This window comes from Actinoplanes subtropicus, from assembly GCF_000721705.1.
In the GTDB taxonomy this organism is placed as follows: Bacteria; Actinomycetota; Actinomycetes; order Mycobacteriales; family Micromonosporaceae; genus Actinoplanes; species Actinoplanes subtropicus.
In genome coordinates this window covers 111,541-129,093 of sequence record NZ_JOJL01000007.1, presented here as the reverse complement: position 1 = coordinate 129,093, position 17,553 = coordinate 111,541, and the positions used below count along the sequence as shown (strand labels likewise).

At 71.0% G+C, this 17,553-nt stretch carries 22 protein-coding genes; 17 read left to right on the top strand and 5 right to left on the bottom strand.

Annotated elements, in window-relative coordinates:
• The first annotated feature begins 5 nt into the window (after window positions 1–5).
• The 14 genes from IH26_RS0111245 to IH26_RS0111180 all read left to right on the top strand — a co-directional run bounded on the left by IH26_RS0111245 (window position 6) and on the right by IH26_RS0111180 (window position 10,174).
• Complete coding sequence (locus tag IH26_RS0111245) at window positions 6–1,082, top strand: amidohydrolase family protein (RefSeq protein WP_030436094.1); 1,077 nt, start codon at window positions 6–8, stop codon at window positions 1,080–1,082.
• Window positions 1,083–1,400: 318 nt separating this feature from the next.
• On the top strand, window positions 1,401–2,807 hold the full coding sequence (proS, locus tag IH26_RS0111240; RefSeq protein ID WP_030436093.1) for a proline--tRNA ligase: 1,407 nt from the start codon (window positions 1,401–1,403) through the stop codon (window positions 2,805–2,807).
• A gap of 17 nt (window positions 2,808–2,824) precedes the next feature.
• Window positions 2,825–3,697, top strand: a complete 873-nt coding sequence (locus IH26_RS62785; protein WP_245665105.1) for a ribonuclease FAU-1 family protein — start codon at window positions 2,825–2,827, stop codon at window positions 3,695–3,697.
• Window positions 3,687–4,247 carry a 30S ribosomal protein S16 gene (gene rpsP, locus IH26_RS0111230; protein ID WP_051807965.1) on the top strand — a complete coding sequence of 187 codons (561 nt, stop codon included), beginning with the start codon at window positions 3,687–3,689 and terminating at the stop codon, window positions 4,245–4,247. Before IH26_RS62785 ends, rpsP begins: the two co-directional genes overlap by 11 nt.
• The gene (locus IH26_RS0111225) at window positions 4,225–4,482 is read left to right on the top strand and encodes an RNA-binding protein (protein ID WP_030436090.1); all 258 of its coding nucleotides are present in this window, start codon (window positions 4,225–4,227) and stop codon (window positions 4,480–4,482) included. Before rpsP ends, IH26_RS0111225 begins: the two co-directional genes overlap by 23 nt.
• 40 nt (window positions 4,483–4,522) lie before the next feature.
• The gene (gene rimM / locus IH26_RS0111220) at window positions 4,523–5,089 is read left to right on the top strand and encodes a ribosome maturation factor RimM (protein WP_030436089.1); all 567 of its coding nucleotides are present in this window, start codon (window positions 4,523–4,525) and stop codon (window positions 5,087–5,089) included.
• Window positions 5,089–5,847, top strand: a complete 759-nt coding sequence (trmD, locus tag IH26_RS0111215) for a tRNA (guanosine(37)-N1)-methyltransferase TrmD (RefSeq protein ID WP_030436088.1) — start codon at window positions 5,089–5,091, stop codon at window positions 5,845–5,847. Before rimM ends, trmD begins: the two co-directional genes overlap by 1 nt.
• A 120-nt stretch (window positions 5,848–5,967) precedes the next feature.
• Window positions 5,968–6,324 carry a 50S ribosomal protein L19 gene (gene rplS, locus IH26_RS0111210; protein ID WP_030436087.1) on the top strand — a complete coding sequence of 119 codons (357 nt, stop codon included), beginning with the start codon at window positions 5,968–5,970 and terminating at the stop codon, window positions 6,322–6,324.
• 140 nt (window positions 6,325–6,464) lie between these two features.
• A complete protein-coding gene (lepB, locus tag IH26_RS0111205; RefSeq protein WP_084598789.1) occupies window positions 6,465–7,361 on the top strand; it encodes a signal peptidase I in 897 nt (298 codons plus the stop codon).
• Window positions 7,358–8,005 (top strand): signal peptidase I, encoded by a 648-nt coding sequence (lepB, locus tag IH26_RS0111200; protein ID WP_030436085.1) that lies wholly within the window; start codon window positions 7,358–7,360, stop codon window positions 8,003–8,005. The genes lepB (IH26_RS0111205) and lepB (IH26_RS0111200) overlap by 4 nt, the downstream gene beginning before the upstream one ends.
• Before the next feature lie 49 nt (window positions 8,006–8,054).
• Window positions 8,055–8,516 carry an NUDIX hydrolase gene (locus IH26_RS0111195; protein WP_030436084.1) on the top strand — a complete coding sequence of 154 codons (462 nt, stop codon included), beginning with the start codon at window positions 8,055–8,057 and terminating at the stop codon, window positions 8,514–8,516.
• Entirely contained in the window at window positions 8,516–9,352 is an 837-nt protein-coding gene (locus IH26_RS0111190; RefSeq protein WP_030436083.1) for a ribonuclease HII, read from the top strand. The genes IH26_RS0111195 and IH26_RS0111190 overlap by 1 nt, the downstream gene beginning before the upstream one ends.
• Complete coding sequence (locus tag IH26_RS0111185; protein WP_020517955.1) at window positions 9,349–9,672, top strand: DUF2469 domain-containing protein; 324 nt, start codon at window positions 9,349–9,351, stop codon at window positions 9,670–9,672. Before IH26_RS0111190 ends, IH26_RS0111185 begins: the two co-directional genes overlap by 4 nt.
• Window positions 9,673–9,730: 58 nt before the next feature.
• A complete protein-coding gene (locus tag IH26_RS0111180) occupies window positions 9,731–10,174 on the top strand; it encodes a peptidoglycan DD-metalloendopeptidase family protein (RefSeq protein WP_034214718.1) in 444 nt (147 codons plus the stop codon).
• Here the strand turns inward: IH26_RS0111180 and IH26_RS0111175 are convergent.
• Together IH26_RS0111175 and IH26_RS0111170 are read right to left on the bottom strand one after the other, a co-directional pair.
• Window positions 10,151–11,338, bottom strand: a complete 1,188-nt coding sequence (locus IH26_RS0111175; RefSeq protein WP_030436081.1) for an aminotransferase class V-fold PLP-dependent enzyme — start codon at window positions 11,336–11,338, stop codon at window positions 10,151–10,153. The two genes, IH26_RS0111180 and IH26_RS0111175, sit on opposite strands and share 24 nt — an antisense overlap.
• A 17-nt stretch (window positions 11,339–11,355) precedes the next feature.
• On the bottom strand, window positions 11,356–12,285 hold the full coding sequence (locus IH26_RS0111170; protein ID WP_030436080.1) for a tyrosine recombinase XerC: 930 nt from the start codon (window positions 12,283–12,285) through the stop codon (window positions 11,356–11,358).
• Between the two features lie 77 nt (window positions 12,286–12,362).
• On the opposite strand from IH26_RS0111170, the gene IH26_RS0111165 reads away from it, so the two are divergent.
• Window positions 12,363–12,854: a DUF6636 domain-containing protein gene (locus tag IH26_RS0111165; RefSeq protein WP_157437156.1), complete on the top strand. Its 492-nt coding sequence runs from the start codon at window positions 12,363–12,365 to the stop codon at window positions 12,852–12,854.
• Window positions 12,855–13,323: 469 nt separating this feature from the next.
• On the opposite strand, the gene IH26_RS0111160 is transcribed toward IH26_RS0111165, so the two are convergent.
• Window positions 13,324–13,728, bottom strand: a complete 405-nt coding sequence (locus IH26_RS0111160; RefSeq protein WP_030436078.1) for a winged helix-turn-helix domain-containing protein — start codon at window positions 13,726–13,728, stop codon at window positions 13,324–13,326.
• Between the two features lie 435 nt (window positions 13,729–14,163).
• Here IH26_RS0111160 and IH26_RS59690 point away from each other — a divergent pair, with 435 nt between their 5' ends.
• Window positions 14,164–14,490 carry a hypothetical protein gene (locus IH26_RS59690; RefSeq protein ID WP_157437155.1) on the top strand — a complete coding sequence of 109 codons (327 nt, stop codon included), beginning with the start codon at window positions 14,164–14,166 and terminating at the stop codon, window positions 14,488–14,490.
• A gap of 201 nt (window positions 14,491–14,691) precedes the next feature.
• Here IH26_RS59690 and IH26_RS0111155 read toward each other — a convergent pair whose 3' ends face one another.
• Complete coding sequence (locus IH26_RS0111155) at window positions 14,692–14,943, bottom strand: hypothetical protein (RefSeq protein ID WP_034214715.1); 252 nt, start codon at window positions 14,941–14,943, stop codon at window positions 14,692–14,694.
• A 1,174-nt stretch (window positions 14,944–16,117) separates the two neighbouring features.
• Here IH26_RS0111155 and IH26_RS0111145 point away from each other — a divergent pair.
• Complete coding sequence (locus IH26_RS0111145; RefSeq protein WP_051115563.1) at window positions 16,118–16,303, top strand: hypothetical protein; 186 nt, start codon at window positions 16,118–16,120, stop codon at window positions 16,301–16,303.
• 48 nt (window positions 16,304–16,351) lie between these two features.
• On the opposite strand, the gene IH26_RS0111140 is transcribed toward IH26_RS0111145, so the two are convergent.
• Window positions 16,352–17,446 (bottom strand): DNA-processing protein DprA, encoded by a 1,095-nt coding sequence (locus tag IH26_RS0111140; RefSeq protein WP_425394374.1) that lies wholly within the window; start codon window positions 17,444–17,446, stop codon window positions 16,352–16,354.
• Window positions 17,447–17,553 lie beyond the last annotated feature (107 nt).

Below are 17,553 nucleotides of genomic sequence, written 5' to 3'. Positions count from 1 at the left end.
GTTCTATGGCTTTGCATGTGCGTGGGGCGGTCCTGCCTGAGGGCGACGTTCGCGATCTGTGGCTGGTGGGGGATCGGGTCACGTTCGAGCCCGTGGGCGGGGCCGAGACGATCAGTGACGGTGGGTTTGTGGTGCCGGGGCTGGTGGACGCGCACTGCCACCTGGGGATCGCGTACGGGGCCAAGCCGATCCAGAGCCTCGACGAGGCCCGCGAGCTGGCCGTCATCGACCGCGACGCCGGAGTGCTCGCCTTGCGGGATGCCGGGTCGCCGTACCCGTACCCGGAGTTGGACGACGAGGCGGGGATCCCGCGGCTGGCCCGGGCCGGGCGGCATGTGGCGCCCCAGCGGCGGTATCTGCGGGACATCGGGGTCGAGGTGGCCGCCGAGGATGTCGCCGCCACCGTCGCCGCGCAGGCCAAGGCCGGGAACGGGTGGGTCAAGCTGGTCGGGGACTGGATCGACCGGGGGGTGGGGGATCTCGCGCCCTCCTGGGACGCGGCCACGATGACCACGGCGGTGGAGGCCGCGCACGCGGCGGGGGCGCGGGCGGCGGTGCACACGTTCTCCGAGGAGGGCGTGGAGATCATGGTGCGGGCCGGGGTGGACTCGGTCGAGCACGGGACCGGGCTGTCGCTCGACCTCATCGACGAGATGGCGCGGCGGGGGACGGCGCTGGTGCCCACGATGATCAACATCCGGACCTTCGGGGGCATCGCGGAGCAGGCCCGGGAGAAGTTCGCCGGGTACGCGGATCACATGATCGCGCTGCGGGACCGGTTTCCGGGGGTGGTGCGGGCGGCGTACGAGGCGGGGGTGCCGATCTACCTCGGGACCGACGCCGGCGGCGGGATCCGGCACGGCCTGCAGGCCGAGGAGATGCTGCTCCTGCGGGAGGCGGGGCTGCCGGCCGCCGACATCATCGCCGCCGCCTCGTGGCGGGCGCGGGAGTGGCTGGGCTTCCCGGGGCTGGTCGAGGGCGGCCTCGCCGACCTGGTGGTCTACGAGGCCGACCCGCGCGCCGACCTGCGGGTGGTCAAGGCGCCGAAACGGATCGTGCTGCGCGGCGAGGTGATCCGTTAGGCACTCGCCAGAGCCGCAGGCCGCTCGGTGCCGGGCACGCCAGCACGATGCTGGTCGAGGAGCCGAACCCGAACTCCGCGCCGGTGGCGGCCCGGCCGCCTCGACCAGCAGCACCACGTCCTCGGCGGGTGGATCGACCGGTGGCGCCGGCGCCGGCGCGTGAGCCCGGCGCACCCCGATACGGCGCCACCGGTCGGTGGCCAGGCGGTTGACGACCGGACGGAGCCGTCGAACTCCATCCGTCAACGCCCTTCCGAGACAGGACACGGCCTGCCCGCCCGGAAGGTTGCAGTGCGGGCCGGACTAGGATGCAGCCTCATGGCTCGAGTGCTCACGCCCCGTGCGGAAGACTTCCCCCGCTGGTATCAGGACCTGGTCGCCAAGGCGCAGCTGGCCGACAACGGCCCGGTGCGCGGCACGATGGTGATCCGCCCGGTGGGCTACGCGATCTGGGAGCGCATGCAGGCCGACATGGATGCGCGGATCAAGGAAGCCGGCGTGCAGAACGCCTACTTCCCGCTGTTCATCCCGGAAAGCTACCTGCGCCGCGAGGCCGACCACGTGGAGGGCTTCTCGCCCGAGCTCGCGGTGGTCACCCACGCGGGTGGCAAGGAGCTGGCCGAGCCGCTGGTGGTGCGCCCGACCAGCGAGACGGTGATCGGCGAGTTCATGGCCAAGTGGGTCGACTCGTACCGGGACCTGCCGCTGCTGCTCAACCAGTGGGCCAACGTGGTGCGGTGGGAGCTGCGGCCGCGCACGTTCCTGCGTACCACCGAGTTCCTCTGGCAGGAGGGGCACACCGCGCACGCCACCGAGGCGGACGCCCGAGAGCACGCCCGCGACATCCACAAGAACGTCTACCAGGCGTTCATGGAGGAGATCCTGGCCGTGCCGGTCGTCCCGGGCCGCAAGACCCGGGGCGAGCGGTTCGCCGGGGCCACCAACACGATGACCGTCGAGGCCATGATGGGCGACGCCAAGGCGCTGCAGATGGGTACCTCGCACGAGCTCGGCCAGAATTTCGCGAGGGCGTTCGACATCACGTATTCGTCGGCCGCCGGCGCGGTCGAGCACTGCTGGACCACGTCGTGGGGCACCTCCACCCGCATGATGGGTGGCCTGATCATGGTGCACGGCGACGACAACGGCCTGCGGCTTCCGCCGCGCCTCGCGCCGATCCAGGTGCAGGTCATGGTGGTCAAGGCGGGCGAGGGCGTCACGGAAGCGGCGGCCAAGCTCCGCGACGAACTGAAAGCAGCGGGTGTACGCGTCAAGCTCGACGACCGCGCGGACGTCCCGTTCGGCCGGCGCGCGGTGGACGCCGAGTTGCAGGGCATCCCGATCCGGGTCGAGGTCGGCCCGCGTGACCTGGCGGCCGGCAACGTGACGGTGGCCCGCCGGGTGGACGGCTCGAAGTCGCCGATCCCGATGGGCGACCTCGTCGGCGCGGTCACCACCGCGCTCAAGGCCGACCAGCAGCGGCTCTTCGACGACGCGCTGTCGTTCCGCGAGGAGCGCACGGTCGACGTGAAGACGCTGGGTGACGCGATCGAGGCGGCGCAGACCGGCTGGGCGCGGGTGCCGTGGTCGGCGGTCGGCGACGAGGGCGAGAAGGAGGCGAACGGCAAGGCGGTCACGGTCCGCTGCCTGACCCGCCCGGACGGCACGATGCCGGATTCGGACGAGGAGCCGAACCTGATCGCCTACCTGGCGCGCTCTTACTGAGGCTCGGGCGTACTGAGGTGAGCTTCGCCCCGGGCCGTACGGTCCTGTACCGCAACGTCGACGGCCCACGGATCGCGTGCGTGCGCCCCTGCCGGGTGATTTCCGACGACGAGCGCGGCTTGCTGCTGTGGCTGCCCCGCGGCAGCGCCGTGGTCGTCGAGCAGGCGGTCGACGGCCGGAACATCCGGGACATGCCGTTCGCCGAGTGGATCCGGCTGGAGCACGAGAACGTGGTGGAGACCTGGCGCGGCCCGGGCCTGCTCAAGTTCGTGCCGCCGGGCGGCGACCACTCGGTCTGGTTCTTCCGGGACGACGCCGGCACCTTCCAGAACTGGTACGTCAACCTCGAGTACGGCGCCCTGCGCTGGGACGACGGCACCATCGCCGGCATCGACGTGATCGACCAGGACCTCGACATCGTCGTCCACCCCGACCGCTCCTGGGAGTGGAAGGACGAGGCGGAATTCGGCGAACGCCTGAGCCACCCGGACCACTACTGGGTACGCGACGAGCGAACGGTCTGGGCCGAGGGCCGCCGCCTGCTGAAAATCATCGAGGCCGGCGAGTTCCCCTTCGACGGCAACCACTCACGCAGAATGAAGGGTCAGGGGCAGCGTCAGCTGGGCCCCTGGCCCGGCCTCGGCGTGAGCGACGGTCTGCACCATGCAACCAGGCACGACACCTTGAATTTGATCTTGACGTGGCCCTTCTCCCGGCCGGTTGGCAGGAAACAAATACCGTCTGGCAGAATGGATACGCTTGGCACGCGTGAGGCGCCCTCTAACTCTGAGCGCGATGCCATCCCCGAGGTCACGGCTCCGCAACCCCACGCGGGTCCGAGGCCTCAAACACTCACGCAGTCACCAGGAGCTAATTACCGTGGCCGTTAAGATCCGGCTTCTGCGGATGGGCAAGATCCGCAACCCGCAGTACCGCATCGTCGTCGCCGACTCGCGCACCAAGCGCGACGGTCGTGCCATCGAGTACGTCGGCATTTACCAGCCGAAGGAAAACCCGTCGCTGATCCAGGTCAAGTCCGAGCGCGTGCAGTACTGGCTCTCGGTCGGCGCGCAGCCGAGCGAGGCCGTCCAGCGCATCCTGGAGAAGACCGGCGACTGGCAGCAGTTCAAGGGCCTGCCGGCGCCGCCGCCGCTGCTGGTGGCGGAGCCGAAGAAGAGCCGCACCGAGGTGTACGAGGCCGAGTCGAAGGCCGCCGCGGGCGTTGCCGACACCAAGCCGGCCACCCCGAAGAAGTCGGCCAGGACCGAGCCGAAGCAGGCTGCCGCTCCGGAGGCCGCCGAGGCCAAGCCGGCGGAGACCAAGGCCGTCGACCCTGCCGAGCCGAACCGCGAGGCTGTCGCCGAGACCGCAGCGGAGCCCGCCGGTGCCGGCGCTGCTACCACCGAGGGAACGACCGATGCCGGCGCCGGCGCGAGCTGACGGGGCGCTCCGGCCGGCGCTGGAGCACCTCGTCAAGGGCATCGTCGACAACCCGGATGACGTTCGGGTCCGGCTGGTCGACTCGCGCCGCGGCAAGCGGCTGGAGGTCCGCGTGCACCCGGAGGACCTGGGTACGGTCATCGGGCGCGGCGGCCGGACGGCCAAGGCCCTGCGTCAGGTCATCGGGTCGATCGGCGGGCGCGGCATCCGCGTCGACATCGTCGACGCCTACTGAGCCTCCTGAACGGCTTCGCCGTACTGCAAGGAAAATTTGAATGCTCCTAGTCGTAGGTCAGATCGGTAAGCCGCACGGGATCCGGGGCGAGGTCTCGGTGTATGTGCGGACCGATGAGCCCGAGGAGCGTTTCGTCGCCGGTTCGGTGTTCGCCACGGAGGTCCCCCGGGACCGCCGGGTGAACGCCGGGCCGGCGGCTGCCGTTCCCGGGGTGCCCTATCAGGTGCCGCCGTCCCTCGTCGTCGAGTCCGTGCGGTGGCATCAGGGCCGCGGGATCGTGCAGTTCGAGGGCGTCCACGACCGCAACGTGGCCGAGGCCCTCCGCGGCGTCCTGCTGCAGGTGGAGAGCTCGACGCTGACGCCGCCGTCGGACCCGGACGAGTTCCACGACCACCAGTTGGTGGGGTTGCGGGTCGTCTCGGTGGGCGGCGACGATCTGGGGGCCGTCGCCCGGATCGATCACGCGCCCGCCTCGGATCTGATCGTGCTGGACAAATCGGGCGGTGGAACGGCGTTGATCCCGTTCGTCAGCCAGCTCGTGCCGTCCGTGGACGTGGCCGGCGGGCGGATCGTGGTCGACCTGCCGGACGGTCTGCTGGACCTCTGATGCGCGTCGACATCATCACGATATTTCCGGATTTCTTCGCGCCGCTCGACCTGTCGCTGATCGGCAAGGCCCGCGCCACCGGGACGCTCGGCCTCACCGTGCACGACCTGCGCACCTGGACGCACGACGTGCACCGGACGGTCGACGACACGCCCTACGGCGGCGGGCCGGGCATGGTGATGCGGCCCGAGCCCTGGGGGCAGGCCCTGGACGCGGTCGGCGACGGCACACTGATCGTCCCGTCGCCGGTGGGGAAGCCGTTCACCCAGGCCGACGCGTACGAAATCGCCGGTCTCGAGCATTTGATCTTTGCCTGTGGCCGGTACGAGGGGATCGACCAGCGGGTCATCGACGACGCGGCGGCCCGAATGCCGGTGCGGGAGATCTCGCTCGGCGACTACGTGCTGTTCGGCGGCGAGGTCGCGGTCATCGTGATCATGGAGGCGGTGACCCGGTTGCTGCCCGGCGTGCTCGGGAACGCCTCCTCGCTGGATGAGGAGTCGCACGCCGCCGGCCTGCTGGAGGCGCCGATGTACACCAAGCCGGCCTCGTGGCGCGACCGCGAGGTGCCGGAGATCCTGCGCTCGGGCGATCATGGCCGGATAGCGCGCTGGCGGCGGGATCAGTCGCTGCTGCGGACCGCTTCGCGCCGGCCGGACATGCTGGCCGCCTACCCGCCCGCGTCTTTGGACAAAGCGGACAGGAAGACCCTCGACGAGGGTGGATTTCGGATCACGCCCCCTGCTGTGGCAGAGTAGGGAGGTTGCCGTTTTCGCCCCGCGCCGCGGGGAGGAGACGAGGATCTTCCTTCGGGAGATCAGCAGTACCCACTCGCGCATCGAACACCCGATGCGCCTCAGCACGACGAGGATGCAGCGATGAACACGCTGGACGCTCTCGACGCCCAGTCGCAGCGCACCGACCTTCCCGACTTCCGCGCCGGCGACACCCTCAAGGTGCACGCCCGGGTCGTCGAGGGTAACCGTTCCCGCGTCCAGGTCTTCCAGGGCGTCGTGATCGGCCGCCAGGGGGCCGGCCTGCGGGAGACCTTCAAGATCCGGAAGATCAGCTTCGGCGTCGGCGTCGAGCGGACCTACCCGCTCAACAGCCCGGCGATCGACCGGATCGAGGTCGTCTCCCGCGGTGACGTGCGTCGCGCCAAGCTCTACTACCTGCGCGAGCTCCGCGGCAAGAAGGCCAAGATCAAGGAGCTTCGGGAGAAGCAGACCGTCTGATACTCATCAATCCGGCGGAAGGCGAACTACGCTTGCGCCTGTGCCGGATGGGATCAGTGTGAACCCTTCCAGTGCTACCGCCCGTACTTCTCGGGCGGTAGTGCTGTATCCGGGGCGGATAGTCCGGTCGGCGGCGGGAGATGCTAAGCGTGGAACCGATGCAGGGTTATCGGCCGTCCGAACGGCGCCGGCGCTCGATGATCCGGCGCAAGGAGATGCCGCTCTGGCAGGAGTTGCCGCTGCTGCTCGTGGTGGCGTTCTGTCTGGCCGTGCTCATCCGCACGTTCCTGGTGCAGGCGTTCTACATCCCCAGCGGCTCGATGGAGAAGACGCTGCTGATCAAGGACCGGGTGCTGGTCAACAAGGTCGTCTACGACCTGCGTGACCCGGTGCGCGGCGAGATCGTGGTCTTCCGCGGCACCGACAACTGGGCGCCCGAGGTCACCGAGCCGGTCAGCAACAGCTTCGGCGCCAAGCTCGGCCGCACCATCGGCGACCTGGTCGGGGTCAGCCGCCCGGGAGAACGCGACTTCATCAAGCGGGTCATCGGCCTGCCCGGCGACAAGGTGGCCTGCTGCGACGCCAAGGGCCGGATCACGGTCAACGGCGTGGGCATCGACGAGCCGTACATCGCGGACGGCTACAACTCCGACCTGAGCCAGCCGCCGAACCCGACGCAGTGCACCAGCCGGCGGTTCGCCGAGGTGACCATCCCGGCCGGTGAGATGTTCGTCATGGGCGACCACCGCGCGGTTTCCCAGGACGCGCGATGTCAGGGCCCCGTCCCGATCAAGAACATCATCGGCCGGGCGTTCGTCATCGTGTGGCCCAGCAGCCGGTTCACCAGCCTTTCCGTGCCGGATGTCTGGAAGACGTACGCCGCCGACCACCCGACCGCCGCGGCGGAACACCAGCTGCCGGTTCGCCGGGACGACCCGGCGCGCAACGTTTTCGTCCTACCTTTTCTGTTATCCGCGGGCCTATCCGCGCGTTCCGGACTGAACTTCGCAGCTCGGCGTCGTAGGCTCCGTTCGTGATTGACGAGCAGACCGCCAAGCGCCGTGGTTCCTTCTGGCGCGAGCTTCCGATTCTGCTGGGGGTGGCGATCCTGGTCGCCGTCCTCGTGCGCGCCTTCGTCCTGCAGACCTTCTACATCCCGTCCCCGTCGATGGAGCACACGCTCAACGTGCTGGACCGGGTGCTGGTCAACAAGCTCGTCTACGACTTCCGCGACCCCAAGCGCGGCGAGATCATCGTGTTCAAGGCGCCCGACGACTGGCAGTCCGGCGCCGAGGGCGAGGATTTCATCAAGCGGATCATCGGTACGCCCGGCGACCGCGTGGTCTGCTGCGACGCCCAGGAGCGCCTGACGGTCAACGGCGTCTCGCTCGACGAGCCGTTCATCTACCGGGACGCCGACGGCAATCAGGACCCGGCCGCCGACCGAAAGTTCGACATCACCGTGCCCGCGGGCCGGCTGTGGGTGATGGGCGACCACCGCTCGGCCTCGGGCGACTCGCTCGAGCACTACGAGGAGAGCAACGACATCCAGGAGGCGACGATCACCGAGAAATCGGTGGTAGGCCGCGCCTTCACGGTCTTCTGGCCGCTGAGCCGGGCCAAGTGGCTCTCGGTGCCAGACGGCTTCGACAAGATCCCGGACGCCTCGGCTGCCAAGTAGCCCCGGCACCCGCTCGATAGATCCACCTCGGGCGCAATAGGCTTGCCGCGTGACCGTAATCGACCGCCGTGCCGCCCGCGTGCTGCTCGTCGACGGCGCCGGCCGCACCCTCCTGCTGCACGGGGGCGACCCGGCCCGTCCCGAGGACCGCTGGTGGATCACCCCGGGCGGCGGGCTGGACGACGGCGAGACCCTCGCCGAGGGCGCCGCCCGCGAGCTGTATGAGGAGACCGGCCTCCGGGTCGACCCGGCCGAGCTGGGCGACCCGGTGTGGCACGAGATCGCCGAGTTCAGCTACCGCACCCGGGCGTACCGGCAGGAGCAGGATTTCTTCCTGCTCCGCGTCGCCGAGTGGCGGGTCGACACAGCCGGCATGGATGAGGACGAGCAGCAGACCATCACCGAGCACCGGTGGTGGTCGGCCGCCGAGATCGAGGCCAGCGACGAGCAGATCTACCCGCTCGAGCTGGCCGGCCTGCTGCGCCGGCTCGGCCCCTCCGGGGGTCGCTGATGCTGGCGCCGCCGCGCACCGTGGTCCGCCGGGAAGGCGGCCTCTACGCCCTCGAGAGGGCGCTGCAGCGCCGGGGCTTCCGCAATGTCGCCGGCGCCGACGAGGCCGGTCGTGGGGCCTGTGCCGGGCCGCTCGTGGCCGCCGCCGCGATCCTGCCCGAGGGCAAGCGCGGCGAGATCGACGAGCTGGCCGACTCCAAGCTGCTCACCCCGGCCGCCCGCGAGCGCGTCTACGAGCAGGTGGTCCAGCGGGCGCTGGCCTGGTCCGTCATGATCATCCCGGCCACCGAGGTCGATTCCCGCGGCCTGCACGTGTGCAATCTCGCGGCGATGCGCCGCGCGCTGGCGTCGTTGTCCACCGCGCCCGAGTACGTGTTGACCGACGGGTTCCCGGTCGACGGCCTGGGTGTGCCCGGCCTGGCGGTGTGGAAGGGCGACCGGGTGGCGGCCTGCGTGGCGGCGGCCAGCGTGCTGGCGAAGGTCACCCGGGACCGGATCATGGTGGAGCTGGACGGTCAGTTTCCGAATTACGGGTTCGCCGTGCATAAGGGATACATCACCGACGAGCACAGTGCGGCGCTGCTGCGGCACGGGCCGTGCGCCGAGCACCGGTTCTCGTATGTGAACGTGGCGGCGGCCTCGGGACGGGGTAATCGGCCGCCCCGGGCGCGGCGTCCCGCTGTCGTACCGGCGGCGACGTTGTTCGACGTTGTTCCGGCCGAGCCGCCGGTGCTTCCGGGCGCTGGTGAGGGTACCGTCGGCGTGGCGTCGGGCGACCAGCCTCAGCCGTCGCCGTCGGTGGGGGAAGATGAGGCCATGGAGGGCGAGAAGCGATGAGCGCAGAGGATCTCGAGAAGTACGAGACCGAGATGGAGCTGCAGCTCTACCGGGAGTACCGCGACATCGTCCGCCAGTTCTCCTACGTGGTGGAGACGGAGCGCCGGTTCTACCTGGCCAACCAGGTGGACCTGCACGTGCGCAACTCGGACGGCGAGGTGTATTTCGAGGTCGAGATGCACGACGCCTGGGTGTGGGACATGTATCGGCCGGCTCGGTTCGTGAAAAATGTTCGCGTTATGACGTTCAAGGACGTCAACGTGGAGGAGCTGGAAAAGCCCGACATCTCCCTGCCGGACGACGCCGGCTTCGGCAGCTGACCCGGGTTATCCACAGGGCGTCGGCGGCGGCGCGGAAATTGGGGCAGGGTTGGCGGCCATGTCCGTCGTGCTTGCTCTTCTCGTCGCCCTTTACGCGTGGCCGGTCGCGCCGCCACACGTCACCCGCGGGTTCGATCCACCGCCGCAACCCTGGCTGGCCGGTCATCGAGGTGTCGACCTGGCCTCCGAGCCGGGTGCCGAGGTGCGCGCGGCCGGGGCCGGGACGGTGGTGTTCGCCGGCGTGATCGCCGGCCGTGGGGTCGTGAGCATCGCGCATCCGGGCGGGCTCCGCACGACCTACGAGCCGGTGACCGCCACGGTCGTCGTCGGCGCCCGGGTCGCCCGGGGCGATCTCATCGGCCGGCTGGCGGCCGGCCATCCCGGTTGCCCGGTGGCGGCCTGTCTGCATTGGGGCCTGCGGCGGGCGGACGTCTATCTCGACCCGCTGGCGCTGCTCGGCCTCGGGCGGGTACGCCTGCTACCGCTGAAGGCCGGCGAGTAGCTGGGGGAGCCGCTCGGCCAGCCGGTCGTACTCCTCGGGCCGGTTGTAGACCTGCGCGCTCAGCCGCAGCATCCCCCGGCCGCCCCAGGCGTTCACGGCGGTCTCGGTGGCCAGCTTGTCGGAGATCAGGGTACGCAGGGCGACCGCCTCCGGCCCGGTCGTGGCCAGCCCGGCCGGCAGCGGCAGCGATCGCATCGCCACCTCCGGCATCGTGGGCTGCGGCAGGTCGGCCGGGGCCAGCCCGAGCGCCGCGCCCACCACCCGCTGGCCGTAGGAGACCAGCGCCGCGTTGTGCTCCCGTACCGCCGCCCAGCCGAGCGTGCGCAGCGTGAAGAGCCCGGTCGGCGCGGCCAGCCAGGGCGTGTAATCGAGCGTGCCCTGGAACTCCACGGACAGCGGGAAGCCCTGCTCCTGCTCCCAGGAGACGACCAGCGGCTCGACCCGCCGGCGCCAGGCCGGGCCGACCGCCAGCAGGGCCGCCCCGCGCGGCGCGAAGGCCCACTTGTGCAGGTTGCCCACCCAGAAATCGGCGCCGATCGCGCTCACGTCGACCGGCAGCATGCCCGGGACGTGCGCGGCGTCGATCAGGACCGGGATCTCGTGCTCGCGGGCGGCCGCGACGATCTCGCCTACCGGAAAGGTCGCCGCCGTGGCGGAGGCGATCTGATCGATGATCAGCAGCTTGGTCTTGCCCGGCCGCAGGGCCGACCGGACCCGGGAGATCACCTCGGCGTCGGTGGCGGCCAGCGGCAGCGCCACGGTGCGCGCGGTGGCGCCCGCCCGGCGGCACTGGCGGCGGGCGGCCAGGTCGACCGCGCCGTAGCCGTGGTCGGTGAGCAGCACCTCGTCGGCCGGCCCGAGCCGGACGGTCTGCAGGGCCAGCGAGATCGCCGAGGTCGTGTTCGGCACCAGGGCGCTGCCGTCCGGGTCGGCGCCCAGGAACGCCGCGATGTGCCGTCGGGTGTGGATCACCCGGTCGACCATGCCCTGGGTGTGGAACTTGTGCGGGTTCGCCTCGATCTCGTCGCGCAGCCGCTGCTGGGCGCGCTGCACACCGATCGGGACCGCGCCGAAGGAGCCGTGGTTGAGATAGGACACGGCCGGGTCCAGCGAGAACAGGAGGCGGGCGCCCGGGAGGGGCGCGGGCGGGTCTCCTGTGCGCACGCCTCGATCGTACGGTGTCACGCGCGGGGGTGGGCCTGTTTGAAGGCGGCCCGCAGGCGCTCGGTCGACACATGCGTGTAGATCTGGGTGCTCGACAGCGACGAGTGGCCGAGCAGGTCCTGCACCGCGCGCAGGTCGGCGCCGCCGTCGAGCAGGTGGGTGGCGGCCGAATGGCGCAGGTCGTGCGGGCTGGTGTGCGGCAGCCCGGCGGCGCGGGCGGCCGCGTCGACGATCCGCCGCACCACGGTCTGCTGCAGCCGGCCGCCCTTGACCCCGAGGAAGAGCGCGTCGCCGCTGGTCGTCGTGGCCAGCGCCGGCCGGCCGTGGCGCAGCCAGTCGTCGAGGGCGCGCTGGGCGGGCAGGCCATAGGGGACGGCGCGTTCCTTGGCGCCCTTGCCGAAGACCCGGATCAGGCGGCGGCCCTCGTCCAGGTCGGCCAGGTCGAGGCCGCAGAGCTCGCTGACCCGCACGCCGGTGGCGTACAGCAACTCCAGGACGGCCCGGTCGCGGTCGCTCTCCGGGTTCGCGACTTCGTTCTTCGGGATCTCGACCAGGGCACCGGCCTGATCGGCGCGCAGCACGCTGGGGAGATCGCGGTGGGCGCGCGGGCTGACCAACTGCGCGCCAGGGTCGCTCGAAGCCCGGCCGGTGCGATGCGCCCAGGCGGTGAAGTTGCGGGCCGCGGCCGCGCGGCGGGCTTGCGACGTACGCGCGGCGCCGTCCCGCATCCGCGCGGCCAGCCACCCGCGGAGGACCGCGATGTCGAGATCGCCGGGCGCTTGCCGGCCGGCCTGGGCGGCATGGTGCAGCAGGGAGACCACATCACCGACGTACGCCCGGACGGTGTGCTCGGACCGGTTGTCGACCCGCGACAGGTGGCGGCCGAAGTCGTCGACCGCGTCGCGCAGGGCGGCCGGGAGCTCCTCGTGCATCTGCCGGGTGTCCATCACGTCGACCGTCATCGCTCGGACGGGTGGAGTCAAGCCCCCACGCTGTTGCGGGTTGTCCATAGACTCGCCTCACCATGGCACTGAACCGAGGAATTCCCCTGGTGGCGCTGCTGCTGAGCGTGGCGGCCTGCTCGAGCGCGGGCGGCGGCAAGCCGACGTCATCCCTTCCGTCGGCGCACGCCGGATTCGGGGGGCCGAGCGCCGCCCCGGTCGTGGTGACCGACGTGGGCGAGGTGTTCTTCCGGACGCCGTCGAAGAACATCTTCTGCGATCTGTCCGCGTCGGCGGTGCGCTGCGACATCGTCCGCAAGACGTGGTCACCGCCGACGAAGCCGTCGACGTGCGAGCTGGACTGGGGGAACGGGATGTACATCCAGGGCGGGAAGGCGGGGTTCACCTGTACGGGGGACACGCTGATCGGGTCGGCTTCGCAGACGTTGGAGTACGGGCACGCGGATCGGTCGGGCTCGGTGCGGTGTACCAGTGAGAGCGCCGGGTTGACGTGCGTGGACGAGAAGACGGGGCGGGGGTTTTTGTTGGCGGTGGCGCGCTTCAGCCTCTTCTGAGCCGCTCGCTCCTCTGAGCCGCTCGCGTCTCCTGGCGCCTCACGCCCTCTGGCGAGTCTCGTTGCGGGCGCTTTCCTTTGGCGGTCTTGTTTTGGTCCTTTGCCGGCGCCGGCTTTCTGTCGTACCCCCGCCCTACGGTCGAACCATGACCCGTCGCCTGGCCCACTCAGCGGTTCCCACACCCGCCCGTGGTTGTTGCCGGACCGCGTTCACCCGTGGTCGGGGGTCGCCCGCGCCCACCGCCGATCGTCGTCGGACCGCACCGGCCGGCGGTGATCGTCCGCCCGCGTCCACACGCGATGGTGGGTCGCTCGCGCCCACCCCCGATGGTCGTCGGGCTGCACCGGTCTGCGGTGGTCGTCGGCCGGTGTCAACACGCGGTCGTCGGGCCCCAGCCGTCCAGGTGCGGGCCGGGCTGGACGGCGATGACCTGGCCAGGCCGACCGGCCCGACCCGGGCCGGCCCGCGGTCAGGGGCGGGTGAGCTGCACCCGATCGGCGGGGTGGACGGTCTCGGTGCCATCCGCGGCGGTCACCACGAGGACGGGCACGCCCTCGCCGAGGCGATACTTGCGCCGCTCGGCGTCGGTGGGCATGCGGGCGCCGGCGCGCTCGCCCCGGCCGAGCGTGACGAGCTCGGTCGGCTCCGGCACCCGGACGAACGTCCCTCGTGGCCGGTCGACGGTGACCAGCCCTTCGGTGCGCAGCTGGCCGATGGCCTGGCGCACCGTGGTGCGACTGATCCCATACTCCTGCGCGAGGCGCAGCTCGCTGGGCAGCGGCTCGCCGGGCCCCAGCTCTCCCGACTCGATCTGATTGCGGAGCAGGTCGGCCAGCTGACGAAACACCGCACGGTCCGCGGAAGGATCGATCATGCCAGTCACTTTACGTGCCCACGACGCTCCATCATATTGTACGTATGAGGCCATGTAGGTATGATACAACTGCCGCACCGAGAAGGCCGGGACTTGATCGGGCGGCAGGGCGGGCGGCGGTTGTCGATCGCTCGTAGGGTCGCGAAAGCGCCTGGTGCGCGGTCCGGCCGTCGCCCGTTCCACCGCAGTCGGGAGACCTGCGGTGACCGCCTCAGGGCAGATCCCGAGAGTCGGAGCCAATCCGTCCATCTACGAATGGCGGCGCAGGACCGGCGCGCCAACATGCTCGCCGGTCCTGCAATGCCGGTGACACTCGCGTCGGCGCGGCCCGCGAGGCAGCCGGTCACCTAGGCCGTCGGCTGTTTCGGCGCTTCCCTGTGCTCGTGGGGCGCGCTGCTGCCCGCCGCGCTGCTGCCGTCCGGCCCGCTGCCCGCCGTGCTGCTGCCGTCCGGCCCGCTGCCCGCCGTGCTGCTGCCGTCCGGCCCGCTGCCCGCCGTGCTGCTGCCGTCCGGCCTGCTGCCGTCCGGCCTGCTGCCGTCCGGCCTGCTGCCGTCCGGCCCGCTGCCGCCCGTCTCGCCGTTGCGCGCGCCTTGCGGTTGCGAGTGCCTCGTTGCTGTACCCGTTTTGCCGCCGTACCCGTTTTGCCGCTGTAGCCCTGTCGCCGCTATACCTGTGTCGCCGCTGTCGGCCCGTCTCGCTGTTGCGGGCCTTGTCGTTGCCGTTGCCTTGCCGCTGTGCCGGTCTCGCCGCAGTGCCACCTGATTCGACGGAGGTCCACAATGCACATCGCCCACCGTCTTGTGGTCGGCGTGGGTCGAGCGTCTTTGACCGGAGGTGGCCCTGATCGAGCCGGGCCGGGTTGGGGTGTCGCGTCGCCGCGTCGAGTCCGTGCGTGCCGCTCTTCCGATGTGTGCCGGTATCGCGCGGTCGGTGGGGCGTGCCAGACTTTGATCGCGGTCGGTGTCAGTTGACGCGGGCCCAGGAGATGAAGCGCTCGTAGAGGTCGGCCGGCGTGAGCTCGCCATGCGACGTCAGGTCGTGGAGGGCGTCGTACATCTGGCCGTTCAGATAGATGGCCAGCACCGAGGGAAAGCCGCGAAACTCGCTCAGCAGATTGGTCTTGGCGTTGGCGCAGGGCCACGGCTGATTGCAGACGAGGCAGTCCCAGGCTGGTCGAGCGTGCAGGTGTTCGACGCTCTGGACGGTTGTGGTCATCGGTGTCCCCAATCGCCCGTCTGCCGTGGCCAAGGCTGACGAGCCGTTGTCGTGCGTACGCCGGCGAGGGGTGGGCCGCCCCGATTGGCGGAGGCCGGTCACCGGCGGCTCAGGTTGACGTGGTGATAGGCCATCGCCGGCCGTCCTCCGAACTCCGGAAGGCGACCGCGCCGACCCCCGTTCGACCCGGCGCGCAGTTCCCCCGCGCCAGGCCGACCGGCGCGCTCACCGGCTCGTTCACCACGGTCGACGGACGCGCCGCTTCCTGTGCGGCTCGGCTCCGGGCGGAAGGGCCGCGGCTCCCAGCTCCGCCCGCTGCCCTGATGAAGTCCCGCCCCGCCCTCGCCTGCGGCCTTGGGTCTCCTGCCGCCGGTATTGCCCTGACCTCCGTTCGTCTGGTTGGCGTTACCGCGCTCGTCGCCCTTCACGGTTTCGGGCTGCTGATGTGCTGCCGTGCCGTCGAGGCGCTGCCGGCCGCGGCCGATCGCCTGGGCATGCGGATGGGCGCGGAGACGGCCGGGCGGCAGGGCTGGGACGGGACCGCGCGAGAGGCCGTGCGAGAGGCCGTGCGAGAGGCCGTGCGAGAGGCCGTGGGAACGTGCGTGCGGAAGGGCCGGTGGGAAGGCGCGCGGAAGGTTGGGGGCGGCCCCGGCTCGGGAACCGGGGCACGGGCGCGAACCGGGGCCGCCCAAGGCGCCGGAACCGCCGGGATGGTCGGCGGGGGCGCGCGGGAGTGATGGCTCAGGGGAAACAGGTGGCTCGGGGAAATGGGATGGCGCGGTCTCGAAGGCGCGCAGGACGGCGACGCCGCAGTGCACCGGGAACGGGACCGTGGCCAGATACTCGATCAGACTCGGAAAGCGGGGGCTCCTCTCCTCGACGAAGCCGGCGGATGGGTGTGTGGCTGTGGCAGTGCGCGGCGGGAATGGCCGGGGCGTGGCCGGCACCAGCCGGTCGACGCAAGGGCTGGTCAGGCCGCAGGTGCAGCGCCGCCAGAAGGTGCGCCAATCTCGCCTGTGAGTGGGGGTCAGGGGGACCGGCTTGGATGTCTGGCGACGCCTAGTCATGGGCAGAGTATAGATGTCATACGACTAGCTGTCTCCTATCAACTTAGCGATTGACTAATAGTCTCACGCCTACGGTCGATCACGTGGCAGTGAAACCAATCAGGCTCATGGGCGCGCACGAGATCCGAATCCGACTAGGTGGGGTCAGTCGGCAGCGTGCGTACCAGATCACCAGTCGGGCCGACTTCCCCAAGCCGCTCGCCGACCTGGCGCAGGGCAAGGTGTGGTTGACCGACGACGTCGAGGCGTGGATGAAAGTCCACCGACGCGACCTGGACGACTCCGAGGACTGACGGGGCGTCATCTCACCCGGCGGGGCGGTGCACGTGGGTCGTGGGGGCTCACGGCGCCGCCTTCGCCCGCCGTGCCAGGGCGACCTCGCCGTCCCGGCGTTCCACCAGACCGGCGACCTCCAGCAGGGACAGCCGGCGTAACACCGTGCGCAAAGTCAGCCCGGCCCGGGCGGCCAGTTCCTCGGGCGCGATCGAGCCGCGCGGCGGCACCGCCTCGAGCACGAGCGCCGACTCCTCGTCGAGCGCGTCTCGCCGATGCTCGGGACCGCGCGGCGACGGCTGGTCGTACTCGCCCATCCGGCCGACCGCCTCGAGCACGTCCAGCGCGCTGGTGACCAGCGTGGCGTCGGGCCGCGAGCGCAACAGCTCGTGGCAGCCGACCGACATGGCCGAGGTCACCGGCCCGGGCACCACCATCGCGGTCCGGCGGAGCGCGAGCACCCGGCTCATCGTCTGGGCCGCCCCGCTGCGGGCGGCCGCCTCGACCACCACCGTGCCCACGGTGGCCGCGGCGATCACCCGGTTCCGGATCAGGAAGCGGTGCCGCAGCGGCTCCGATCCGGGCGGCCACTCGCTGATCAGCAGCCCCTTCTCCGAGATCCGCTCGAACAGCCCCGCGTTCCCCGACGGGTACGGCCGGTCGACCCCGCAGGCCAGCACCGCCACCGTGCACCCGCCCGCGGCCAACGTCGCCCGGTGCGCTGCGGCGTCGATCCCGAACGCGCCGCCGGAGACCACCGTCCAGCCGTGCTCGACCAGCCCGTACGCAAGCTCGTAAGTCACCTGATTGCCGTAGCCGGTCGACGCCCGCGCCCCGACCACCGCGACCGACCGGTCGAGCGCCTCTCCCAGTTGCCAGCCCCCGCGCACCCACACGCACAGCGGCGGCCGCACGTCCCGGTTGATCCGCCCCGGCGCCTCCAACTCCAGCAGCGCCAGCGAGTCGACCCGGCCCGGCCACTCGTCGTCCGACGGCACCACGATCCGCGCCCCCAGCCGAGCCGCCCGGTGCATCGTCGTCTCGGCGAACCGCCGAGGGTCGAGCCCCTTCCGCTTGGCCAGCACCGAGTTACGCGTGGCGTCATCCGGAAATTCTTCGGCCAGCAGCCGCTCGAGCGTCGCCGGCGCCCCATGCTCCTGCACCAGCGCCCACACCGCCCGATGTCCCGGCTCGACGAGATACGTGAGCGCGACCCGCGCCGCCCGGTCCTCCTCCGAGCCCGCGCCAGGCAGCGTCGTGCCGGCTGGAG

Bases quoted from the DNA above. Each gene is read 5' to 3' on its own strand.
- rimM (WP_030436089.1), top strand. From the start codon at position 4,523: ATGCTCCTAGTCGTAGGTCAGATCGGTAAGCCGCACGGGATCCGGGGC.
- IH26_RS0111160 (WP_030436078.1), bottom strand. From the start codon at position 13,728: ATGATCGATCCTTCCGCGGACCGTGCGGTGTTTCGTCAGCTGGCCGAC.
- IH26_RS0111155 (WP_034214715.1), bottom strand. From the start codon at position 14,943: ATGACCACAACCGTCCAGAGCGTCGAACACCTGCACGCTCGACCAGCC.
- IH26_RS0111190 (WP_030436083.1), top strand. From the start codon at position 8,516: ATGCTGGCGCCGCCGCGCACCGTGGTCCGCCGGGAAGGCGGCCTCTAC.
- IH26_RS0111225 (WP_030436090.1), top strand. From the start codon at position 4,225: ATGCCGGCGCCGGCGCGAGCTGACGGGGCGCTCCGGCCGGCGCTGGAG.
- IH26_RS0111145 (WP_051115563.1), top strand. From the start codon at position 16,118: ATGGGCGCGCACGAGATCCGAATCCGACTAGGTGGGGTCAGTCGGCAG.
- IH26_RS0111245 (WP_030436094.1), top strand. From the start codon at position 6: ATGGCTTTGCATGTGCGTGGGGCGGTCCTGCCTGAGGGCGACGTTCGC.
- proS (WP_030436093.1), top strand. From the start codon at position 1,401: ATGGCTCGAGTGCTCACGCCCCGTGCGGAAGACTTCCCCCGCTGGTAT.
- trmD (WP_030436088.1), top strand. From the start codon at position 5,089: ATGCGCGTCGACATCATCACGATATTTCCGGATTTCTTCGCGCCGCTC.
- IH26_RS0111185 (WP_020517955.1), top strand. From the start codon at position 9,349: ATGAGCGCAGAGGATCTCGAGAAGTACGAGACCGAGATGGAGCTGCAG.
- IH26_RS0111165 (WP_157437156.1), top strand. From the start codon at position 12,363: ATGGCACTGAACCGAGGAATTCCCCTGGTGGCGCTGCTGCTGAGCGTG.
- rplS (WP_030436087.1), top strand. From the start codon at position 5,968: ATGAACACGCTGGACGCTCTCGACGCCCAGTCGCAGCGCACCGACCTT.
- IH26_RS0111180 (WP_034214718.1), top strand. From the start codon at position 9,731: ATGTCCGTCGTGCTTGCTCTTCTCGTCGCCCTTTACGCGTGGCCGGTC.
- IH26_RS0111170 (WP_030436080.1), bottom strand. From the start codon at position 12,285: ATGGACACCCGGCAGATGCACGAGGAGCTCCCGGCCGCCCTGCGCGAC.
- lepB (WP_084598789.1), top strand. From the start codon at position 6,465: ATGCTAAGCGTGGAACCGATGCAGGGTTATCGGCCGTCCGAACGGCGC.